Annotated in this window: 13 protein-coding genes; 1 reads left to right on the plus strand and 12 read right to left on the minus strand. The window is 66.7% G+C overall.

Annotation, left to right across the window (positions count from 1 at the left end; genetic code table 11):
• Positions 1 to 1,007 precede the first annotated feature (1,007 nt).
• The 5 genes from QZV81_RS06585 to tyrS form a co-directional block, all read right to left on the minus strand.
• Positions 1,008 to 2,123 (minus strand): sugar-binding protein, encoded by a 1,116-nt coding sequence (locus QZV81_RS06585; protein ID WP_292834606.1) that lies wholly within the window; start codon positions 2,121 to 2,123, stop codon positions 1,008 to 1,010.
• A gap of 47 nt (positions 2,124 to 2,170) precedes the next feature.
• Positions 2,171 to 3,514: a multiple monosaccharide ABC transporter permease gene (mmsB, locus tag QZV81_RS06590; RefSeq protein WP_292834609.1), complete on the minus strand. Its 1,344-nt coding sequence runs from the start codon at positions 3,512 to 3,514 to the stop codon at positions 2,171 to 2,173.
• Positions 3,511 to 5,058 (minus strand): multiple monosaccharide ABC transporter ATP-binding protein, encoded by a 1,548-nt coding sequence (mmsA, locus tag QZV81_RS06595; RefSeq protein WP_292834611.1) that lies wholly within the window; start codon positions 5,056 to 5,058, stop codon positions 3,511 to 3,513. Before mmsA ends, mmsB begins: the two co-directional genes overlap by 4 nt.
• Before the next feature lie 131 nt (positions 5,059 to 5,189).
• Positions 5,190 to 6,191 (minus strand): LacI family DNA-binding transcriptional regulator, encoded by a 1,002-nt coding sequence (locus tag QZV81_RS06600; RefSeq protein ID WP_292834819.1) that lies wholly within the window; start codon positions 6,189 to 6,191, stop codon positions 5,190 to 5,192.
• A 182-nt stretch (positions 6,192 to 6,373) separates the two neighbouring features.
• The gene (tyrS, locus tag QZV81_RS06605; protein WP_292834613.1) at positions 6,374 to 7,684 is read right to left on the minus strand and encodes a tyrosine--tRNA ligase; all 1,311 of its coding nucleotides are present in this window, start codon (positions 7,682 to 7,684) and stop codon (positions 6,374 to 6,376) included.
• A gap of 187 nt (positions 7,685 to 7,871) precedes the next feature.
• Between tyrS and QZV81_RS06610 the strand changes: the two genes are divergently transcribed.
• Positions 7,872 to 8,759, plus strand: a complete 888-nt coding sequence (locus QZV81_RS06610) for a CHAD domain-containing protein (protein WP_292834615.1) — start codon at positions 7,872 to 7,874, stop codon at positions 8,757 to 8,759.
• A gap of 4 nt (positions 8,760 to 8,763) precedes the next feature.
• Here QZV81_RS06610 and argH read toward each other — a convergent pair whose 3' ends face one another.
• From argH to argC, 7 genes are read right to left on the minus strand one after another with little or no spacing between them, the layout of a single operon-like run.
• Complete coding sequence (gene argH / locus QZV81_RS06615) at positions 8,764 to 10,194, minus strand: argininosuccinate lyase (RefSeq protein ID WP_292834617.1); 1,431 nt, start codon at positions 10,192 to 10,194, stop codon at positions 8,764 to 8,766.
• Positions 10,195 to 10,198: 4 nt separating this feature from the next.
• Positions 10,199 to 11,284, minus strand: coding sequence for an acyltransferase (locus QZV81_RS06620; RefSeq protein WP_292834620.1), 1,086 nt, complete (start codon positions 11,282 to 11,284; stop codon positions 10,199 to 10,201).
• A 7-nt stretch (positions 11,285 to 11,291) separates the two neighbouring features.
• Positions 11,292 to 12,215, minus strand: a complete 924-nt coding sequence (gene argF / locus QZV81_RS06625; RefSeq protein ID WP_292834623.1) for an ornithine carbamoyltransferase — start codon at positions 12,213 to 12,215, stop codon at positions 11,292 to 11,294.
• Positions 12,212 to 13,450 (minus strand): acetylornithine transaminase, encoded by a 1,239-nt coding sequence (locus QZV81_RS06630; protein ID WP_292834626.1) that lies wholly within the window; start codon positions 13,448 to 13,450, stop codon positions 12,212 to 12,214. Before QZV81_RS06630 ends, argF begins: the two co-directional genes overlap by 4 nt.
• Positions 13,447 to 14,346, minus strand: coding sequence for an acetylglutamate kinase (gene argB, locus QZV81_RS06635; protein ID WP_292834629.1), 900 nt, complete (start codon positions 14,344 to 14,346; stop codon positions 13,447 to 13,449). Before argB ends, QZV81_RS06630 begins: the two co-directional genes overlap by 4 nt.
• On the minus strand, positions 14,343 to 15,500 hold the full coding sequence (gene argJ / locus QZV81_RS06640) for a bifunctional glutamate N-acetyltransferase/amino-acid acetyltransferase ArgJ (protein ID WP_292834632.1): 1,158 nt from the start codon (positions 15,498 to 15,500) through the stop codon (positions 14,343 to 14,345). The genes argB and argJ overlap by 4 nt, the downstream gene beginning before the upstream one ends.
• Positions 15,497 to 16,549: an N-acetyl-gamma-glutamyl-phosphate reductase gene (gene argC / locus QZV81_RS06645; RefSeq protein ID WP_292834635.1), complete on the minus strand. Its 1,053-nt coding sequence runs from the start codon at positions 16,547 to 16,549 to the stop codon at positions 15,497 to 15,499. The genes argJ and argC overlap by 4 nt, the downstream gene beginning before the upstream one ends.
• Positions 16,550 to 16,585: the final 36 nt, after the last annotated feature.

Raw genomic sequence — 16,585 nt, forward strand, 5'->3', positions numbered from 1 at the left:
TAAGCACGCCGCCAGCGTTCATCCTGAGCCAGGATCAAACTCTCCGTAAAAGAATGTTGCATTGTCGAACCGGAATGGGCCCGACTTTGCGAGTTTGAACTGACCAAAGGGATGTCATTACTGACTTCCGTTGCCGACACCGAAGTGCCGGACTTTGATCCAAAGGAATCTCATTTCACCGAAGTGAAATCGAGGTTTTTTGGCATTTGACAAGTGCACGCTGTTGAGTTCTCAAGGATCGGATGCTCCTGCCGTTCAGCCTTTCGGCGTCCCCTGCAGGGCAACTTCTCTATTTTACACTTCGCTATCCCGATGTCCAATCGGCGCGTTCCGACTCGAGAGCCTGGCGACCGATGATGACAACGCATCTCACGAAGCTGGATTCGATGTCCCTGGTCCGGCGTTCCAGCCGGTCCGTCAGACAACCTGTCCATCTTATCCCGCTCATTGTGCTTGTCAAGTCGGCTGTCTGAGACCCATCGAGCGTCTCCGACCGCACTCTTCGGAAGCTTTCGAGGAGCGGGATCTCATCCTAGACCCGAAGGCCCTGTTCTCTCTAGTGGAGATCCCTGGGATGAGCTGGTTCTCCACTTGAGGGGGCGAGGCCTTCCGGCCTTTCGCTCTTCCCTGTGGGGCGAACAATGAATAAGCTACGCGGACGTTTCGGATCGGGCAAATCCGGCTCGCATCCCGGGCGTGTCGCGCGCGTCCGGCGGGCTCTGCGTCGCGGTGCGTCCGGCGGACCCCGCAGTGGATGCCGGTGTGCGGCAGAGACGCTCGCGCGGCTGGTGCGCCATGTCGAGATCGTCGCGCTGGGCTATCACCCCGCGGCTCTGGGGGCGGCTCGGATGATCCCCCGCGGCACCCGCACACACCCACCCCGGGGTCATCGTGCTTCACCTGAGCGCCTGGGGCGGCGACGCCGCGGAGTGGCGATAGTCCACACGGACAGCGATGACGCATGGCCTCCCCCGGGGAGGAGGCCATGCGTCAAGACTGGAGGCCGGTTACTGCGCGGCCTTCACGATCTCGAGGAGCTTCGGGTTGTTGGCATATGCCTCGGCCGCATTCTCCCGCGTGACGATGACGGGCGGCAGCAGGAAGGCCGGAACAACCTTCACGCCGTTGTCGTATTGCTCAGTGTCGTTGACCTCGGGCTCCTCACCCTTCTGCAGGGAAATGATCATGTCGATCGTCTGCGCCACCAGAAGCGTGGTGTCCTTGTTGATCGTCGAGTACTGCTCTCCATCCATGATCGACTTGACCGACTCCGCCTCGGAGTCCTGGCCGGTGACGGTGAACTTCGTGACGTCTGTCCCCGCCTGCTTCACCGAGGTGATGATGGCGCGCGCCAGCGTGTCGTTCGGTGAGAGGACGCCGTCGATCGGGGCCGACGCGTAGTTGGCGACCATGAGCGCGTCCATGCGGCTCTGTGCGTTCTCCGCCTTCCAGCCCTGTGTCGCCGTCTGTGCGACATCGGTCTGACCCGACACCACGACGAGCGTTCCATCATCGATCTTCGGCTGCAGCACTTTCATGGCGCCGTCGAAGAACACGGCGGCGTTGGCGTCGTCGGGCGAGCCGGAGAAGAGCTCGATGTTCCACGGCGCGGCGTGACCGGAGCGCGCCTCGAGACCGTCGAGAAGGGCCTGTCCCTGAAGCTCGCCCACCTTGAAGTTGTCGAACGCGACGTAGAAGTCGACATTCGGCGTGTTCTCGATCAGTCGGTCGTAGGCGATGATCTTGACGCCGGCATCCGCGGCCTGCTGCAGCTGAGTACCCAGCTGCTTGCCGTCCTTCGCGCCGATCACGATGACCTTCGCACCGTTGGTCACCATGGCGGAGATCTGGTTCTGTTGCTCGGCGACCGTGTTCGTCGCCGGCGCGTACTGCACGTCAGACTTGAACCCGGCCTCCGTCAGCCCCGACGTGAACAGGTCACCGGCCAGGACCCAGTTCTCTGAGGTCTTGTCCGGAAGCGCAACGCCGATCGTGGCGTCCGCCGGGAACCCGGCGGCACCCGTGTCGCCGCTGGTCGCGTCGGTGCGCGCGCCGGAGCAACCGGTGAGCGCCAGCGCCGTGACGGTGGCCAGTGCGGCCGCCGCGAGAGCGATCTTCTTCATTGATTCGTCACTTTCTCTTGTGAGGGGTGAGGCGAGCTTGCCCCGGACTAGCCCTTGGGTAGATCTGCCGGCCGGCTCGGCTCGTTCGTTCCCGACGTCGGACTGACAGCGGGGACACTGGTGGAGAACTCCGCGTTCCGGTCGTGGCGACGCGTGAGCAGACCGATGATCGATGGACCACCGCGACGCTTGCTGATCACGTCAACCGCGACGGCGAGCAGAAGCACGAGACCCTTGGTGATCGATACGGTGTCCGCTCCCGCGCCGACCAGCTGCAGTCCGTTGTTGAGGAACGCCATGACGAGACCGCCGATGATCGAACCGACCACCGTGCCGATCCCGCCCGAGACGGCCGCGCCCCCGATGAAGACGGCGGCGATCGCGTCCAGCTCCCAGCCGTTGCCGTCCTGCGGCCCGGAAGCCGTCGCCCGGCCGACATAGATCATGCCGGCCACCGCAGCGAGCACAGACATGTTCATCATCACGAAGAAGTCGACGCGTCGATCCTTCACCCCTGACAGCGCTGCGGCCATGCGGTTGCCGCCGACGGCGTAGATGTGACGTCCGAAGACAGTGCTGTTGGTGAGGAAGGAGTAGACGACCACGAGCACGAGCAGGATCACACCGGAGATCGGGAAGCTGGTTCCGGGACGGCCCGTCGAGAACAGCCAGGCTGCCCAGAGGATGGCGCCGGAGAGCGCGACGACCTTGATGACCGACACCCACAGCGGAGCGGATTGCGCAGCGATCCGCTCCTGCTGGCGGCGCAGGCGCCACTCGTTGTAGACGATCCAGCCGACGCCGATGAGGCCCAGAAGCATCGTCAGCACGTTGAAGTTCACGGCGATGGGCAGCTCGGGCAGGTATCCGGAGCCGATGAAGCTGAACTCCGGCGGCACGGGAGTCGTCGTCGACTGACCGATCGCCTGGTTCGCACCACGGAAGATCAGCATGCCGGCGAGCGTGACGATGAAGGCCGGCACACCGACGTAGGCGACCCAGAATCCCTGCCACGCGCCGACCAGGACCCCCACGACCAGGCCGATCGCAATCGCGAACGGCCACGGGACATTCCACTCGCTCATCGACTTCGCGACGATGATGCCCACGAAGGCCGCGACCGACCCGACCGACAGATCGATATGACCGAGGATGATGACCATCACCATGCCGATCGCAAGGATCAGGATGTACGACTGCTGGCTCACGACGTTGATGAGGTTCTGCGATGAAAGCGTCGTGCCGCCCGTCCAGATCTGGAAGACCAGGATGATCACGATCAGAGAAGCGAGGATGCCGAACTGTCGCAGCGACGAGGTGCCTGCGCCGAACACCTTCTTCAGGTCTGCGAAGCCGCCTTCGCCCTTCGTGGAAGCCGCTTCCGTGCTCATCGCCCTGCCTTCTGTCGTGCGGAGGTCATGCTGCGCATGAGATTCTCGGGTGTTGCTTCGGCGACGGGAAGGTCATCGGTGATCTGCCCCTCGAAGATCGTGTAGATGCGGTCCGAGATGCCCAAGAGCTCGGGAAGCTCGCTCGAGATGAGGATGACGCCCTTCCCCTGCGCGGCCAGCTGCTGGATGATCGTGTAGATCTCGTACTTGGCACCGACGTCGATGCCGCGAGTCGGTTCGTCAAGGATCAGCAGGTCTGGATCGGTGAACATCCACTTCGCGAGGACGACCTTCTGCTGGTTTCCGCCGGACAGTTTGGCGACGCCGACATCGACGCTGGGTGTCTTGATCCGCAACCGCTTGCGATAATCCTCCGCGATGCCACTCTCGGCGTACGGATCGATGACCCCCCGTCGCGCGATCTTGCCCAGCTTGGCCGAGACGACCGACCGCTTGATCGTGTCCAGCATGTTGAGGCCGAGGACCTTCCGGTCCTCGCTCACGTAGGCCAGACCGTGGTCGATGGCGGACTGGACGTCCCTCAGCACGACTTCGCTGCCGTCGATGAGCACCTGGCCCGACTCATAGACGCCGTACGAGCGCCCGAAGAGGCTCATCGCCAGCTCCGTGCGTCCCGCGCCCATGAGCCCGGCGAGTCCGACGATCTCGCCCCGGCGAACGTAGAGGTTGGATCCCTTGCACACGAGCCGCTCGCCGATCTGCGGGTGACGAACGGTCCAGTTCCGCACCTCGAAGAACACATCGCCGATGCGCGGAGTGCGGTCGGGGTAACGGCTCTCGAGGGAGCGACCGACCATCCCGCGAATGATGCGATCCTCATCCACGCCACCGGCGTGCACGTCGAGCGTTTCGATCGTGCGCCCATCGCGGATGATCGTGATCGCGTCGGCGATCTGCTCGATTTCGTTGAGCTTGTGGCTGATGATGATCGACGTGATGCCCTTGCCCTTGAGGCCGAGAATGAGATCGAGCAGGTGCTGGGAGTCGTCCTCGTTCAGCGCCGCTGTCGGCTCGTCGAGGATGAGGAGCTTGACATCCTTGGCGAGCGCCTTTGCGATCTCGACGAGTTGCTGCTTGCCGACACCCAGGTTCTTGATCTGCGTATCGGGGTCATCACCGAGACCGACCCGAGCGAGAAGCTCCACGGCTCGGCCGCGTGCGGCCGACCAGTCGATGATCCCACCACGCTGAATCTCGTTGCCGAGGAAGATGTTCTCGGTGATGGAAAGCTCCGGGATGAGCGCGAGTTCCTGGTGGATGATCGCGATGCCGGCCTGCTCGCTGGCGCGTATGTCCCTGAACTCCACGATGCGACCGCGGAACCAGATCTCACCCGAGTAGGTGCCGTAGGGATGGACCCCGGAGAGCACCTTCATCAACGTGGACTTGCCGGCACCGTTCTCGCCGCAGATCGCATGGATCTCGCCCGCGCCCACGGTGATCGACACGCTGGACAGGGCTTTGACTCCGGGAAACTCCTTGGTGATGGAGCGCATCTCCAGAATCGGGACTGCATCGGTCATGCGCCGCGACCTCCTCGTCGTCCGGTCCGCGCTCGTTGCGGACCGAGCCAATGTGACCGTTCACATTTCTCCATCATCGTGCACCCTTCCCACCCTCGTGTCAATTCAGCCCTGGTGCCGTTACGAAAGCGTCATATTCCGCGATGGGGCGCCTGCGCCGTCGACTCCCGGACCACCAGGGTCGGCTCGATCGACGAGGCGACCGGCGCGACGACGTCCGTGCGGATCATCCGCAGCAGCTCAGTGACGGCTCGGCGTCCGAGGCTCGCGAACTGCTGGTGGACCGTCGACAGCGGGGGACAGCTGTGCGCCGCGAGCGGGATATCGTCGAACCCCACGACGCTGACGCGGTGCGGAACGTCGATGCCCTCATCGCGGAATCCGTGCATCAGCCCGATCGCCATGGCGTCGTTGGCGGCGAACACCGCGGTGAAATCGAGCCGATGAGACAGTTCCAGTGCCGCTCGATACCCGAAGTCCGCTGTCCAGTCGCCGAGGATCGGTGCACGAGTGGGCTGATCGGCATCCAGCAGAGCCTGCAGATAGCCGCGCATCCGGCTCTCCGCTTCGATCCAGTCTTGCGGACCGGCGACGTGCACGATCTCGACGTGCCCGAGTCCGATGAGGTGCTCGGTGGCGAGCCTGCCGCCGAGCACCTGGTCATCGGCGAGTTCGGCGATCCCCCGCTCGGCCGAGTGCAATCCGAGGTAAGGGATGTCGACATCCAGCTCGGCGAGGACGTCGAAGACCCGCACTTGCGGGGCGTGCACGATGATCCCCTCGACCGACTGTCGACGGAGATGCTCGACAGCGGCCCGGATGGTCTCGGGCTGCGTATCGCGCAGGTATGCAGAGTTGACCCAGTAGCCTTGCTCACGGGCGGAATCCTCGAGCGCGGCGAGGCTCGATGTCGGGCCGTACTCGCCGCGAGACCCGAGGATCACTCCGAGGGTGCTCGACCTGCTCGTCACGAGCGCACGAGCCGCCTGGTTGGGCCGGTAGCGCAACGCCTCCATCGCGTCGAGAACGCGCTGCTTCGTGGCGGGACGGATGCTGGGGTGGCCGTTCAGCACGCGGGACACGGTCTGGTACGAGACCTCGGCGACGCGGGCGACATCACGGATGCTCGCCATGCGCGAACGATCTTCGCCAGGGGTCTCGTTCACGCGCCTCACCTTGATGTGTACGTTCACATTACCGCGGCATCCTGGTGGTCGCCATTCTCACTCTGTCCGCCGGCGAACGACGACGAGCTCAGGCGCAGGCTGCGCACGGAGCGTGCCGAATCAGAAGCCACAGACCGCTCGAGCAGAGCTCAGGGAGCCTGCGAGAGGAACAGCCCCGCGAGGGTCTTCTTGCCCCGGCGCAGCACCGACACTCCGCCCGGCAGCGTGCCGGTGACGGCTGCCCCCTCGTCGGCGACCTTGACACCGTCGAGGCTGACCCCCCCCTGAGCGATCGCGCGCCGGGCCTCCGAGAGCGAGGCGACGAGGCCCGTGTCGACAAGCGCCTGCACGACGGAGGTTCCCGCTGGGATCTCTGCGTGCGGCAACTCGGTCAGCGCCGCACGCAATACGTCCGGATCGAGCGCTGTCAGATCACCACCACCGAAGAGCGCGTCGGATGCCGCGATCGCGGCGGCGGCGGCATCCCCCCCATGCACGAGACTCGTCACCTCGAGCGCGACCCGCTTCTGTCCGATGCGGTGGAACGGCTCGGCGTTGTGCGCCGCCACGACCTCTTCGATCTCGGCACGCGTGAGAAATGTGAACACCTTGAGACGATCGGCCACGTCGGCATCATCGGTGTTGAGCCAGAACTGGTACATGGCGTAGGGGCTCGTCAGCTTCGCATCGAGCCAGATCGCGTTGCCCTCGCTCTTGCCGAACTTGCGGCCGTCACTGTTCGTGATGAGCGGCGTGCCGATCGCGTGCACGCTCTTGCCCTCGGCGCGGTGGATCAGGTCCACACCGCTCGTGAGGTTCCCCCACTGGTCGCTGCCTCCCGTCTGCAGCACGCAGCCGTACTGCAGGAAGAGCTCGCGGTAGTCGAGGCCCTGCAGGATCTGGTAGCTGAACTCGGTGTAGCTGATGCCCGCCTCAGAGCTCAGGCGTGCGCTGACGGCATCCTTCTTGAGCATCGTGCCGACACGGTAGTGCTTTCCGATGTCGCGGAGGAAGTCGATCGCGCTGAGCGGAGCGGTCCAGTCGAGGTTGTTCACGATGCGAGCGGCGTTCTCGCCGTCGAAGCTCAGGAACCGCTCGATCTGCGAGCGCAGGTATCCGACCCATTCGGCAACGGTCTCTTTGGTGTTCAGAGTGCGCTCCGCGGACGGCCTCGGGTCGCCGACGAGTCCGGTCGAACCCCCGACGAGGCCGATCGGCTTGTGACCGGCGAGCTGGATGCGGCGCATCGTGAGGAGCTGCACCAGGTTGCCCAGATGCAGGCTCGGTGCAGTCGGGTCGAATCCGCAGTAGTACGTGATCGGCGGGCCGGCGAGTAACGCGCGCAGTGAATCCCGGTCGGTCGAAACATGGACGAGGCCGCGCCACACCAATTCGTCCCAGATGTTGTCGAACGTCGGATCGATCGCGGGGGTGCTCGGGATCAGAGCGGGAGAAGACACGCGTTCGAGGGTATCAGCGGGCCCGGTCCGCGCTGGTCGGACTCCGGCGCATGATTCGGCATGGTGGCGCCGTGGAAATAGAGTGAAGTCTGCAGGCACACCTGGATACACCAGACGGAGAACCACATGCCGGTCATCACCGCAGATCAGCCCGCGCGCCGGAGTCCTGAGGATGGCAAGGCCTGACATGGCCGATGTCGAACCTGTGACTGCATCGCTGGGCACCCTCGTGCAGGCGTACGTCGATGAACAGTGCGGCGTCATCCTGGACGCGCGCGCAGCGCTCACGGCGCACGACGAAGCTGCGGTCCATCCCGTTCGTGTGGCCATCCGACGACTCCGCGCCACGCTCAGCACTTTCGGTTCGGTGTACGACGAGGACGACGCCGCGCGCCTCGCGCACGAGCTTCGCTGGGCCGGTGCCCTGCTGGGTGTCGTGCGCGATCTGCAGGTGCTCGCCAAGCGCTTCGCCGACCTCGACCGCACGACGGTCACCGAATCGACGGCGGGCGCGGTGTCGGCCGTACAGCGTGCGCTCGGCGACCGCACCGAACACGATCGCGCCTCCGCGTGGCAGGACGTGTCCATCGCGCTCAACGGCCCGCGGGGCATGGCGCTGTTCACCGAGCTCGCTCGATGGCGCGACGATCCGCCGTTCGGGCTCTGGGCCGCCCGCCCCGCGAAGAAGGCGCGGGCGGAGGTCGAGAAGGCGGACGCGCGCGTGCGGTCACGCTTGCGACGGGCGTCCGCCGCAGCGAATGCCGGGGAGGATGCGGCCGTCCGCCTCATGCATGATGCCCGCAAGGCGGCCAAACGCCATCGCTACGCGGTCGAGCTCGCCGAACCCGTGCTGGGTGTCACGGCGGACGAGATGATCGCGCGGCGGCGTGACCTGCAGGATGCTCTGGGCGCCCATCAGGATGCGGTCGTCGCCCTCGGATACCTGCAGCGCGTCGCTCCGACCGCACAGCTGCGCGCGACGGCATCGGCGTTCAGCGAACTCATCACCCGCACGCGCGAGCAGGTCGACGATGTCTCCGGGGTCCTGAGCGAGGCCGCTCGGATCGAAAGCTGAGCCGCTACAGGCCGAGAGCGTGAGCGACGGTTTGCGCACGGGCGATCAGTTCGGCGCGCTGCTCAGCGACTCTGGCCGGCGCGGTCCCGCCGACTCCGTCACGGCTGCTCACGGAGCCCTCGATCGTGAGGACCTCCCGGACCGCGGGCGACAACTCCTTCGACACCGATTGCAGTGTCGCGTCGGTGGCCTCGCCGAGTTCGATTCCCTGCTCCTCACAGACCTTGACGAGCGCGCCGGAGATCTCGTGCGCGTCACGGAAGGGGACTCCCTGCTTGACGAGCCACTCGGCGACGTCGGTCGCCAGCGAGAAGCCCTGCGGCGCGAGAGCGGCCATCCGATCCGTGTCGAACTGCAGCGTCGCCACCATCCCCGCGAAAGCGGGAAGCACGACTTCGAGGGTCTGTACCGAGTCGAAGACGGGCTCTTTGTCCTCCTGCAGATCGCGGTTGTACGCCAGCGGCAGGGCCTTGAGCGTCGCCAGCAGTCCGCTCAGGTTGCCGATGAGGCGGCCCGCCTTGCCGCGCGCCAGCTCGGCGATATCAGGGTTCTTCTTCTGGGGCATGATGCTCGAGCCGGTCGAGTAGCCATCGTCGAGCGTGACGAAGCCGAACTCGCGCGTGTTCCAGAGGATGATCTCCTCGGCGAAGCGTGAGAGATCGATCCCGATCATCGCCGCGACGAAGGCGAACTCCGCCACGACATCGCGCGCCGCCGTGCCGTCGATCGAGTTCTCGGCAGGTCGGGCAAGCCCCAGTTCGTCGGCGACGAGCTGGGGATCCAGACCCAGGGTCGATCCCGCGAGCGCTCCCCCACCGTAGGGCGAGACGGATGCCCGCACGGACCAGTCCCGCAGACGCTCCAGGTCACGCACGAGCGGCCAAGCGTGGGCTTGCAGGTGGTGGGCCAGCAGTACCGGCTGTGCGTGCTGCAGATGGGTGCGACCCGGCATGATCGCGCCGGAGTGCGCTTCGGCCTGCGCGACGAGTGCATCGACGACACGCAGGACGTCGCGCGCGATCACCGCGGCGTGGTCGATCAGGTACAGCCGGACGAGCGTTGCGATCTGGTCGTTGCGGCTGCGGCCCGCCCGCAGCTTTCCGCCCAGTTCGGCCCCGACCTCCGCGATCAGCGCGGCCTCGAGCGCGCCGTGGACGTCCTCGTCTCCGGGCCCGGCGACGAGAGTGCCGTCCCGCACGGCGGCGGCGAGCGTGGTGATGCCCGCGTGCATGCGCGACTCCTCGTCGGCGGTGAGGTACCCTGCGGCGGCGAGCGCGGCGGCATGGGCTTGGGAGCCCGCCAGATCGTACGGCGCGAGCACCCAGTCGAAGTGGGTCGAGCGGCTCAGCGCCGCCAGCTCGGGTGAAGGTCCGGACGCGAAACGCGCCCCCCAAAGGGCACCGTCGTTCGTGCCGTGGGCTGTCGAGGAGGTCACGCGCCTAGCCTATCCGCGGCGCCCGCACCAACCGCCGCGCGCACGCGGCGACCAGCTGCTCGAGCGGCCCGCGCCCCACGAGCAGCGCCCAGGTCGTGCAGACGACGACTGTCACCGTCACGAAGGGCCAGAACGGTGCGAGCGCACGGAAGCCCGCCAGATCTCCGACGTCGCCCAGCAGCAACGCGGCCGCAGCCGCCCAGGCCACGAGCTGGCCGACGTATGCCGTCAGAGGCATCGCGCCGACGGCGCGCAGCGGCAGCAGGGCGACCGAGATCGGAGTGCGGCACAGAAGCAAGCAAGCGCCGATCGTCGCGACCGCTGCCCCACCCGAACCGATGACCTCCAGGAGGCCTCCGCTGTGCTCGACGGCGGTCCACACCAGCCCGAAATATGTGTCGTCTTCATCCACCGGGACGAGAGCACCCCCCGTCACCGAAAGGCCGACAGCGAGCATGCCCCCGATGAGCAGCCACACCTGGGTGCGGAGCGCCCGGAGTGGCGACCGGCCGATCGCGAGGCCCGCGATCAGAAAGACGATCCACAGAGTGAACGGGTAGTGCCAGCCGAGCAGGAGAGCGAGGTCTCCGCCGCTGGTCCCCTGCCAGAGCGGCAGCGCGTTCCAGACCGGTTGCAGCCACGGCAGGATGAGCGCACCCACCCCTGTCAGCACCCACAGCGTCCTGGCGCGGAGGCCCAGCAGCGGCAAGGCGAGTGCGAAGAGCAGCGCGTATGCGGGGAGGATCACGTATACCGGAACCCCCGTCAGGATGAGGGCTATGCCGAGGATCCACAGCAGCGCCGCGCGGACCAGGATGCGCAGCCGCGCCGTCGCGCGTGCGGGCCCGGTGATCGGTGCCGGCCCTCCTGTGATCAGGGCGAGCGAGGCGCCCGCCAGCGTGGCGAAGAGGATGGAGGATCGCCCACCCGCCAGTCCGATCCAGGTCAGCGGCTCACGCAGTTCGGGCTGAGGCAGAGCGATCAGGTGCGCCGCGAACATACCGAGCACCGCGAGCGCACGCGCCAGATCGATTCCCTGCAGCCGGGAAGGCCCATCGAGAAATGCCCGCCCACGCGCGCCGTCCCTCACGGCGTCGTCACTGCTGGCGCAGCAGCCACACCAGGAGGGCCTTCTGCGCGTGCAGACGGTTCTCGGCCTCGTCCCAGACAACGCTCTGCGGCCCGTCGATGACGGCGGCATCCACTTCGTAGCCCCGGTCTGCGGGGAGGCAGTGGATGAAGATGGCCTCCGGATCGGCACGCGCCATGGTCTCGGCCGTCACTTTGTACGGACCGAGGTCGCGAAGGCGCGAAGCCTTCTCCTCCTCCTTGCCCATCGACACCCAGGTATCGGTGACGACGACGTCGGAACCGGCGGCCACTTCGAGAGGTTCGGTGGACAGCGTGACCGACCCGCCCGTCCGCGCCGCGATCCGCTGTGCATCGGCCACGACGTCCGAGCGTGGCGAGAAGGATTCGGGCGAGGCGACCCGCACGTGCATCCCGGCGGTCACCCCGGCAAGCAGATACGAGTGACCCATATTGGATCGTCCGTCCCCGAAGAATGTCAACGTGAGTCCGGCGAGCTCTCCCTTATGCTCCCGGATCGTGAGCAGGTCCGCCAGCAGCTGACAGGGGTGGAAGTCATCGCTCAGCGCGTTGATGACGGGCACGCGGGTGCCGCGGGCCATCTCCTCGAGCCCCGACTGCGCATAGGTGCGCCAGACGATTGCCGCCACCTGGCGTTCGAGGACGCGGGCCGTGTCCGAGGGTGTCTCCTTGCCGCCGAGCTGACTGTTCGCGGTGGAGATGATCAGGGGCGATCCGCCGAGATCCGCGATGCCGACCGCGAACGACACGCGTGTGCGGGTCGAAGACTTGTCGAAGATGACGGCGACGGTCTGCGGACCCTCCAGCGGTGTCAGCTTCCAGCGGTCCTTCTTCAGCGCAAGCGCCAGGTCGAGGATCTCGGCCTGCTCGGCTGGGGTCAGGTCGTCGTCGCGCAGCAGGTGACGGGTCATGCGGGCACCTCCGTGGGCGTCGTGGATGCGGGCGTGTCAGCGATCACGGTGTGCAGCGTCTGCGTGAACAGAGTGATGAACTCGTCGATCTCGGCATCGCCGATCGTCAGCGCGGGAGCGATGCGGATGGTCGAGTCATTCGCGGCATTCACGATCAGGCCGTTCTGCTGCGCCGCTGCGACGACGGCCCCCGCCACCGGATGGGCCAGCGCGATGCCGATGAGGAGCCCTCGTCCGCGGCATCCGGTCACGAGCGGCGAACCGATCGCCCCGATCGCGGTGCGCAGCTGTTCACCGCGAGCGGCGGCGTTGTCGAGCAGACCGGCGCGCTCGATCTCGCCGAGCACGGCCGAGGCGACGGCCGTCGCGAGCGCGTTGCCCCCGAACGTCGACCCGTGGGTGCCGGGCGAGAACAGCTCGCTCGCCGCTCCGAACGTGATCAGCGCGCCGATCGGGAACCCGCCGCCGATGCCCTTCGCGACCGTGATCGCATCGGGCGTGATGCCGTCGCGCTGGAACGCGAACCAGGCCCCAGTCCGCCCTGCACCGGTCTGAATCTCGTCCAGGATGAGCAAGGCACCGTGGCGGGCGGTGAGCTCGCGCGCGGCGACGAGGTAGCCCTCGGGGAGCTCGACCACTCCCGCTTCGCCCTTGATGGGTTCGACGAAGAGCGCCGCGACGCGCTCATCCAGCGCCTGGTCAAGCGCCTCGACCGTCGATTCGATGAACTCGACACCCGGGATCATCGGCAGGAACGGGGCCTGCATGTAGTCCTTGCCCGTGAGGGCGAGGGTGCCCATCGTGCGACCATGGAAAGCGTTGCGCAGCGCGAGGATGCGGGGACGCTCCGGACCGCCGTGCAGCCGCGCGAGCTTGAAGGCAGCCTCGTTGGCTTCAGCACCGGAATTGCCGAAGTAGACACGCCCGGACTCACCCGTGCCGGCCAGTCGTTTCAGCTGAGAGGCGAGGGCCAGCTGCGGCGGCGTCGCGAAGAAGTTCGAGACGTGCGCCAGTGTCGCCGCCTGGCGACTGACCGCCTCTACGAACACCGGATGCGCGTGTCCGAGCGAGGTGACGGCGATCCCGCCGAGAAAATCAAGATAGCGCTTGCCCTCTCCGTCCCACAGGTGCGAGCCCTCGCCGCGCGTGAACAGCGCCAACCGATCACCCGCGTTGCGCACGAGATCGCGCGCCGCATCTTCCTGCCAGCTCGTCGCCTCTGTTTCCCCGCTCATCCGGCCACCACCTCAGTTCCGATTCCGTGTTCTGTGAAGATCTCCACCAGCACCGAGTGCGCCTGTCGCCCATCGATGATCGCGGCCGTATCGACCCCGCCGTCGACGGCGTCCAGGCACGCTTGCATCTTCGGGATCATCCCCGACTCGAGGGTCGGCACCATTTCGCGCAGCTGCGTCGCCGTCAGATGCGAGACGAGCGAGTCGCGGTTCGGCCAATCCGCATAGAGGCCGGGAACATCGGTCAAGATCACGAGTTTGGTCGCGTGAAGAGCGATCGCCAGCGAAGCGGCCGCGGCGTCGGCGTTGACGTTGAGCGAATGGCCCGGATTGTCGAGGTCGGGCGCGATGGATGAGACGACCGGAATGCGCCCGGCCGCCAGCTGGTCGAGAACCGGCTGCGGGTCGACCTCGACGACATCGCCGACGTATCCCAGATCGTGCTCGGCGCCGTCCAGGACCACGCCGCGGCGACGTCCGCCGAAGAGCCCGGCATCCTCACCCGAGACGCCGGTCGCGATCGGGCCGAACGCGTTGATCCGAGCGACGAGCTGCGGATTCACCTCCCCGGTGAGCACCATCCGGACGACGCCGATGGCCTCGGTGCTGGTCACGCGGTATCCGCCCTTGAACTCGCTGGGGATGGACAGACGATCCAGCATCCGCGAGATCTGCGGACCTCCGCCGTGAACGACGACGGGTTTGACCCCGACGAATCGCAGGTAGGCGACGTCCTGAGCGAACGACTCCTGCAGGTCCTCCGAGACCATCGCGTTTCCGCCGTACTTGATGACGACGATCTGCTCGCGGAAACGCTGCAGCCACGGAAGCGACTCGATGAGAACGCCGGCCTTCGCCGCCGCTTGTTCGGGAGTGGTCTGCTGAAAGTCGGTCATGAGGAATACGCGCTGTTCTCGTGGACGTACTCGTGTGTGAGGTCGTTCGTCAGGATCGTGGCGGCATCCGCGCCCGACTTCAGGTCGATGAGGATGCGGGTCGCGCGCGCTGTGAGGTCGACGTCCTCGCGTGGGCGGTCGGGCCCGCCGGCGGTGCAGACGCGCACGCCGTTGAAGGAGACGTCCACGTCGTACGGATCGAAGGCAGCGGTCGTCGTGCCGATGGCGGCCAGCACGCGCCCCCAATTCGGGTCGTTTCCGAAGATCGCGGCTTTGAACAGGTTGTTGCGGGCGACGGAGCGGCCGACCTCGACAGCGTCGGTTTCAGACGCTGCACCGACCACCTCGATCGCGATGTCGTGACTGGCGCCCTCCGCATCGCTCTGGAGCTGCTCCGCCAGGTCGCGGCAGACCTCCGTCAGCGCGGATGTGAAGGAGAAAGGTTCCGGGCGGATGCCCGAGGCGCCGCTGGCGAGGAGGGTCACCTGATCGTTGGTCGACATGCATCCGTCCGAGTCGAGCCGGTCGAAGCTCACCCGGGTCGCCCTCCGCAGGGCGCTGTCGAGTTCGAGAGAGGTGAGATCGGCATCAGTGGTGATCACCACAAGCATCGTCGCGAGTCCCGGCGCCAGCATGCCGGCTCCCTTGGCCATGCCCCCGACCGTCCAGCCATCCTGCGCGCGGACGGCGCGCTTCGGCCTCGAGTCCGTCGTCATGATCGCCTCGCTGGCCGCATCGCCGCCACTCGGCGAAAGCGCCGCGATGGCCTGCTCGACACCGTCGAGCACCTTCGCGCGGAAGAGCTCGTCGCCGGTGCCGATCAACCCGGTCGAACACACGAGGATGTCACCCGAACTCACCGCCAGGAGACTCGCCGCTCGTTCGGCCGTCTGATGGGTGGTCTGGAAACCGAACGACCCGGTGAAGCAGTTCGCCCCTCCGGAGTTGAGCACGACGGCCTCGGCGACACCATCCGCGATCGCCTGCCGCGACCAGATGATCGGGTTCGCCTGGGCGCGATTGCTCGTGAAGACGGCCGCCGCAGCCTTGCGCGGTCCGCGGTTGACCACGACGGCGACATCCTTCTTTCCGGTCGACTTGAGGCCGACGGCGACGCCGGCCGCCTCGAACCCCCGTGCCGCGGTCACGCTCACGGTGCCACTCCGTTCACGCTCAGTCCGCGGCCCTCGGGGAGGCCCAATGCGATGTTCATCGACTGGATGGCGGCACCCGCAGTGCCTTTGACGAGGTTGTCGACCGCTGTCACGACGACGACCCGGTGCGCCGCCCGATCGACCGCCAGGCCCATGAGCGCCGTGTTGGCCCCGAGTACGTCGGCCGTGCGGGGGAAGTGCCCCTCCGGCAGCAGCTGCACGAAGATCTCGTCGCCGTAGGCGTCTTCCCACGCGGCGCGGATCCGGGCATCGGACACGTCGCCGAGGATCGGCGCGGTCGATGTCGCGAGGATCCCACGGCTCATCGGCACGAGGACCGGAGTGAAGGAGATCCGTATGTCCTCTCCAGGCCAGACCCCGGCCGCAGCCAGAGCCTGCCGGATCTCAGGAATGTGCCGATGGGTGCCGCCCACGGCGTAAGGGTTGGCCGACCCGAGGATCTCGCTCGCGAGAAGATCCGCTTTCGGGCTCTTGCCCGCGCCGGAGGCACCGACTGCGAGAACCGTGACGATGTCGCCCGGGTCGATGACCCCGGCCGCGACCCCCGGTGCGAGCGAGAGCGCGACTGTCGATGCATTGCAACCCGGCGCGGCAATGCGTGTCGCACCGACGAGGTGCGTGCGCTGCTTGGCGCCACGAACGGGCAGCTCGGGGACGCCGTACGCCCACGGCTCGTGGAAGTCGCCGCCGTAGAAGGCATTCCAGGCATCCCAGGAGGTGAGGCGGTGATCGGCGCCCGCGTCGATGACGAGTGGCACGTCGGCCAGCACCTGCGTGTACTGCCCGGACTGTCCATGGGGCAATGCGAGGAAGACGATATCGTGACCGGCAAGCACCTCGGGAGTCGTGTCCTGGAGGGTGAGGTGCGTGAGCGAGCGCAGGTGCGGCTGATGCTCGATCAGAGGCTGCCCGGCGTTGGAGTGCGCCGTGACGGTGCGGACCTCCACGTCGGGGTGCGCGCCCAGCAACCGCAGGATCTCTCCCCCTGCGTAGCCGGAAGCGCCGGAAACGGCGACCGAATAGGTCATTGTCCCACCCTATTGTCTGGTGACGTGTGGTCTGCA

Origin of the sequence: Microbacterium sp. (genome assembly GCF_011620665.1) — a bacterium.
Classification (GTDB): Bacteria; Actinomycetota; Actinomycetes; order Actinomycetales; family Microbacteriaceae; genus Microbacterium.

What these genes read in the sequence shown, in the direction of transcription:
- argC (WP_292834635.1), bottom strand. Translation starts at nt 16,549, where the DNA reads ATGACCTATTCGGTCGCCGTTTCCGGCGCTTCCGGCTACGCAGGGGGA.
- argB (WP_292834629.1), bottom strand. Translation starts at nt 14,346, where the DNA reads ATGACCGACTTTCAGCAGACCACTCCCGAACAAGCGGCGGCGAAGGCC.
- argF (WP_292834623.1), bottom strand. Translation starts at nt 12,215, where the DNA reads ATGACCCGTCACCTGCTGCGCGACGACGACCTGACCCCAGCCGAGCAG.
- QZV81_RS06610 (WP_292834615.1), top strand. Translation starts at nt 7,872, where the DNA reads ATGGCCGATGTCGAACCTGTGACTGCATCGCTGGGCACCCTCGTGCAG.
- QZV81_RS06585 (WP_292834606.1), bottom strand. Translation starts at nt 2,123, where the DNA reads ATGAAGAAGATCGCTCTCGCGGCGGCCGCACTGGCCACCGTCACGGCG.
- QZV81_RS06630 (WP_292834626.1), bottom strand. Translation starts at nt 13,450, where the DNA reads ATGAGCGGGGAAACAGAGGCGACGAGCTGGCAGGAAGATGCGGCGCGC.
- mmsA (WP_292834611.1), bottom strand. Translation starts at nt 5,058, where the DNA reads ATGACCGATGCAGTCCCGATTCTGGAGATGCGCTCCATCACCAAGGAG.
- mmsB (WP_292834609.1), bottom strand. Translation starts at nt 3,514, where the DNA reads ATGAGCACGGAAGCGGCTTCCACGAAGGGCGAAGGCGGCTTCGCAGAC.
- QZV81_RS06600 (WP_292834819.1), bottom strand. Translation starts at nt 6,191, where the DNA reads ATGGCGAGCATCCGTGATGTCGCCCGCGTCGCCGAGGTCTCGTACCAG.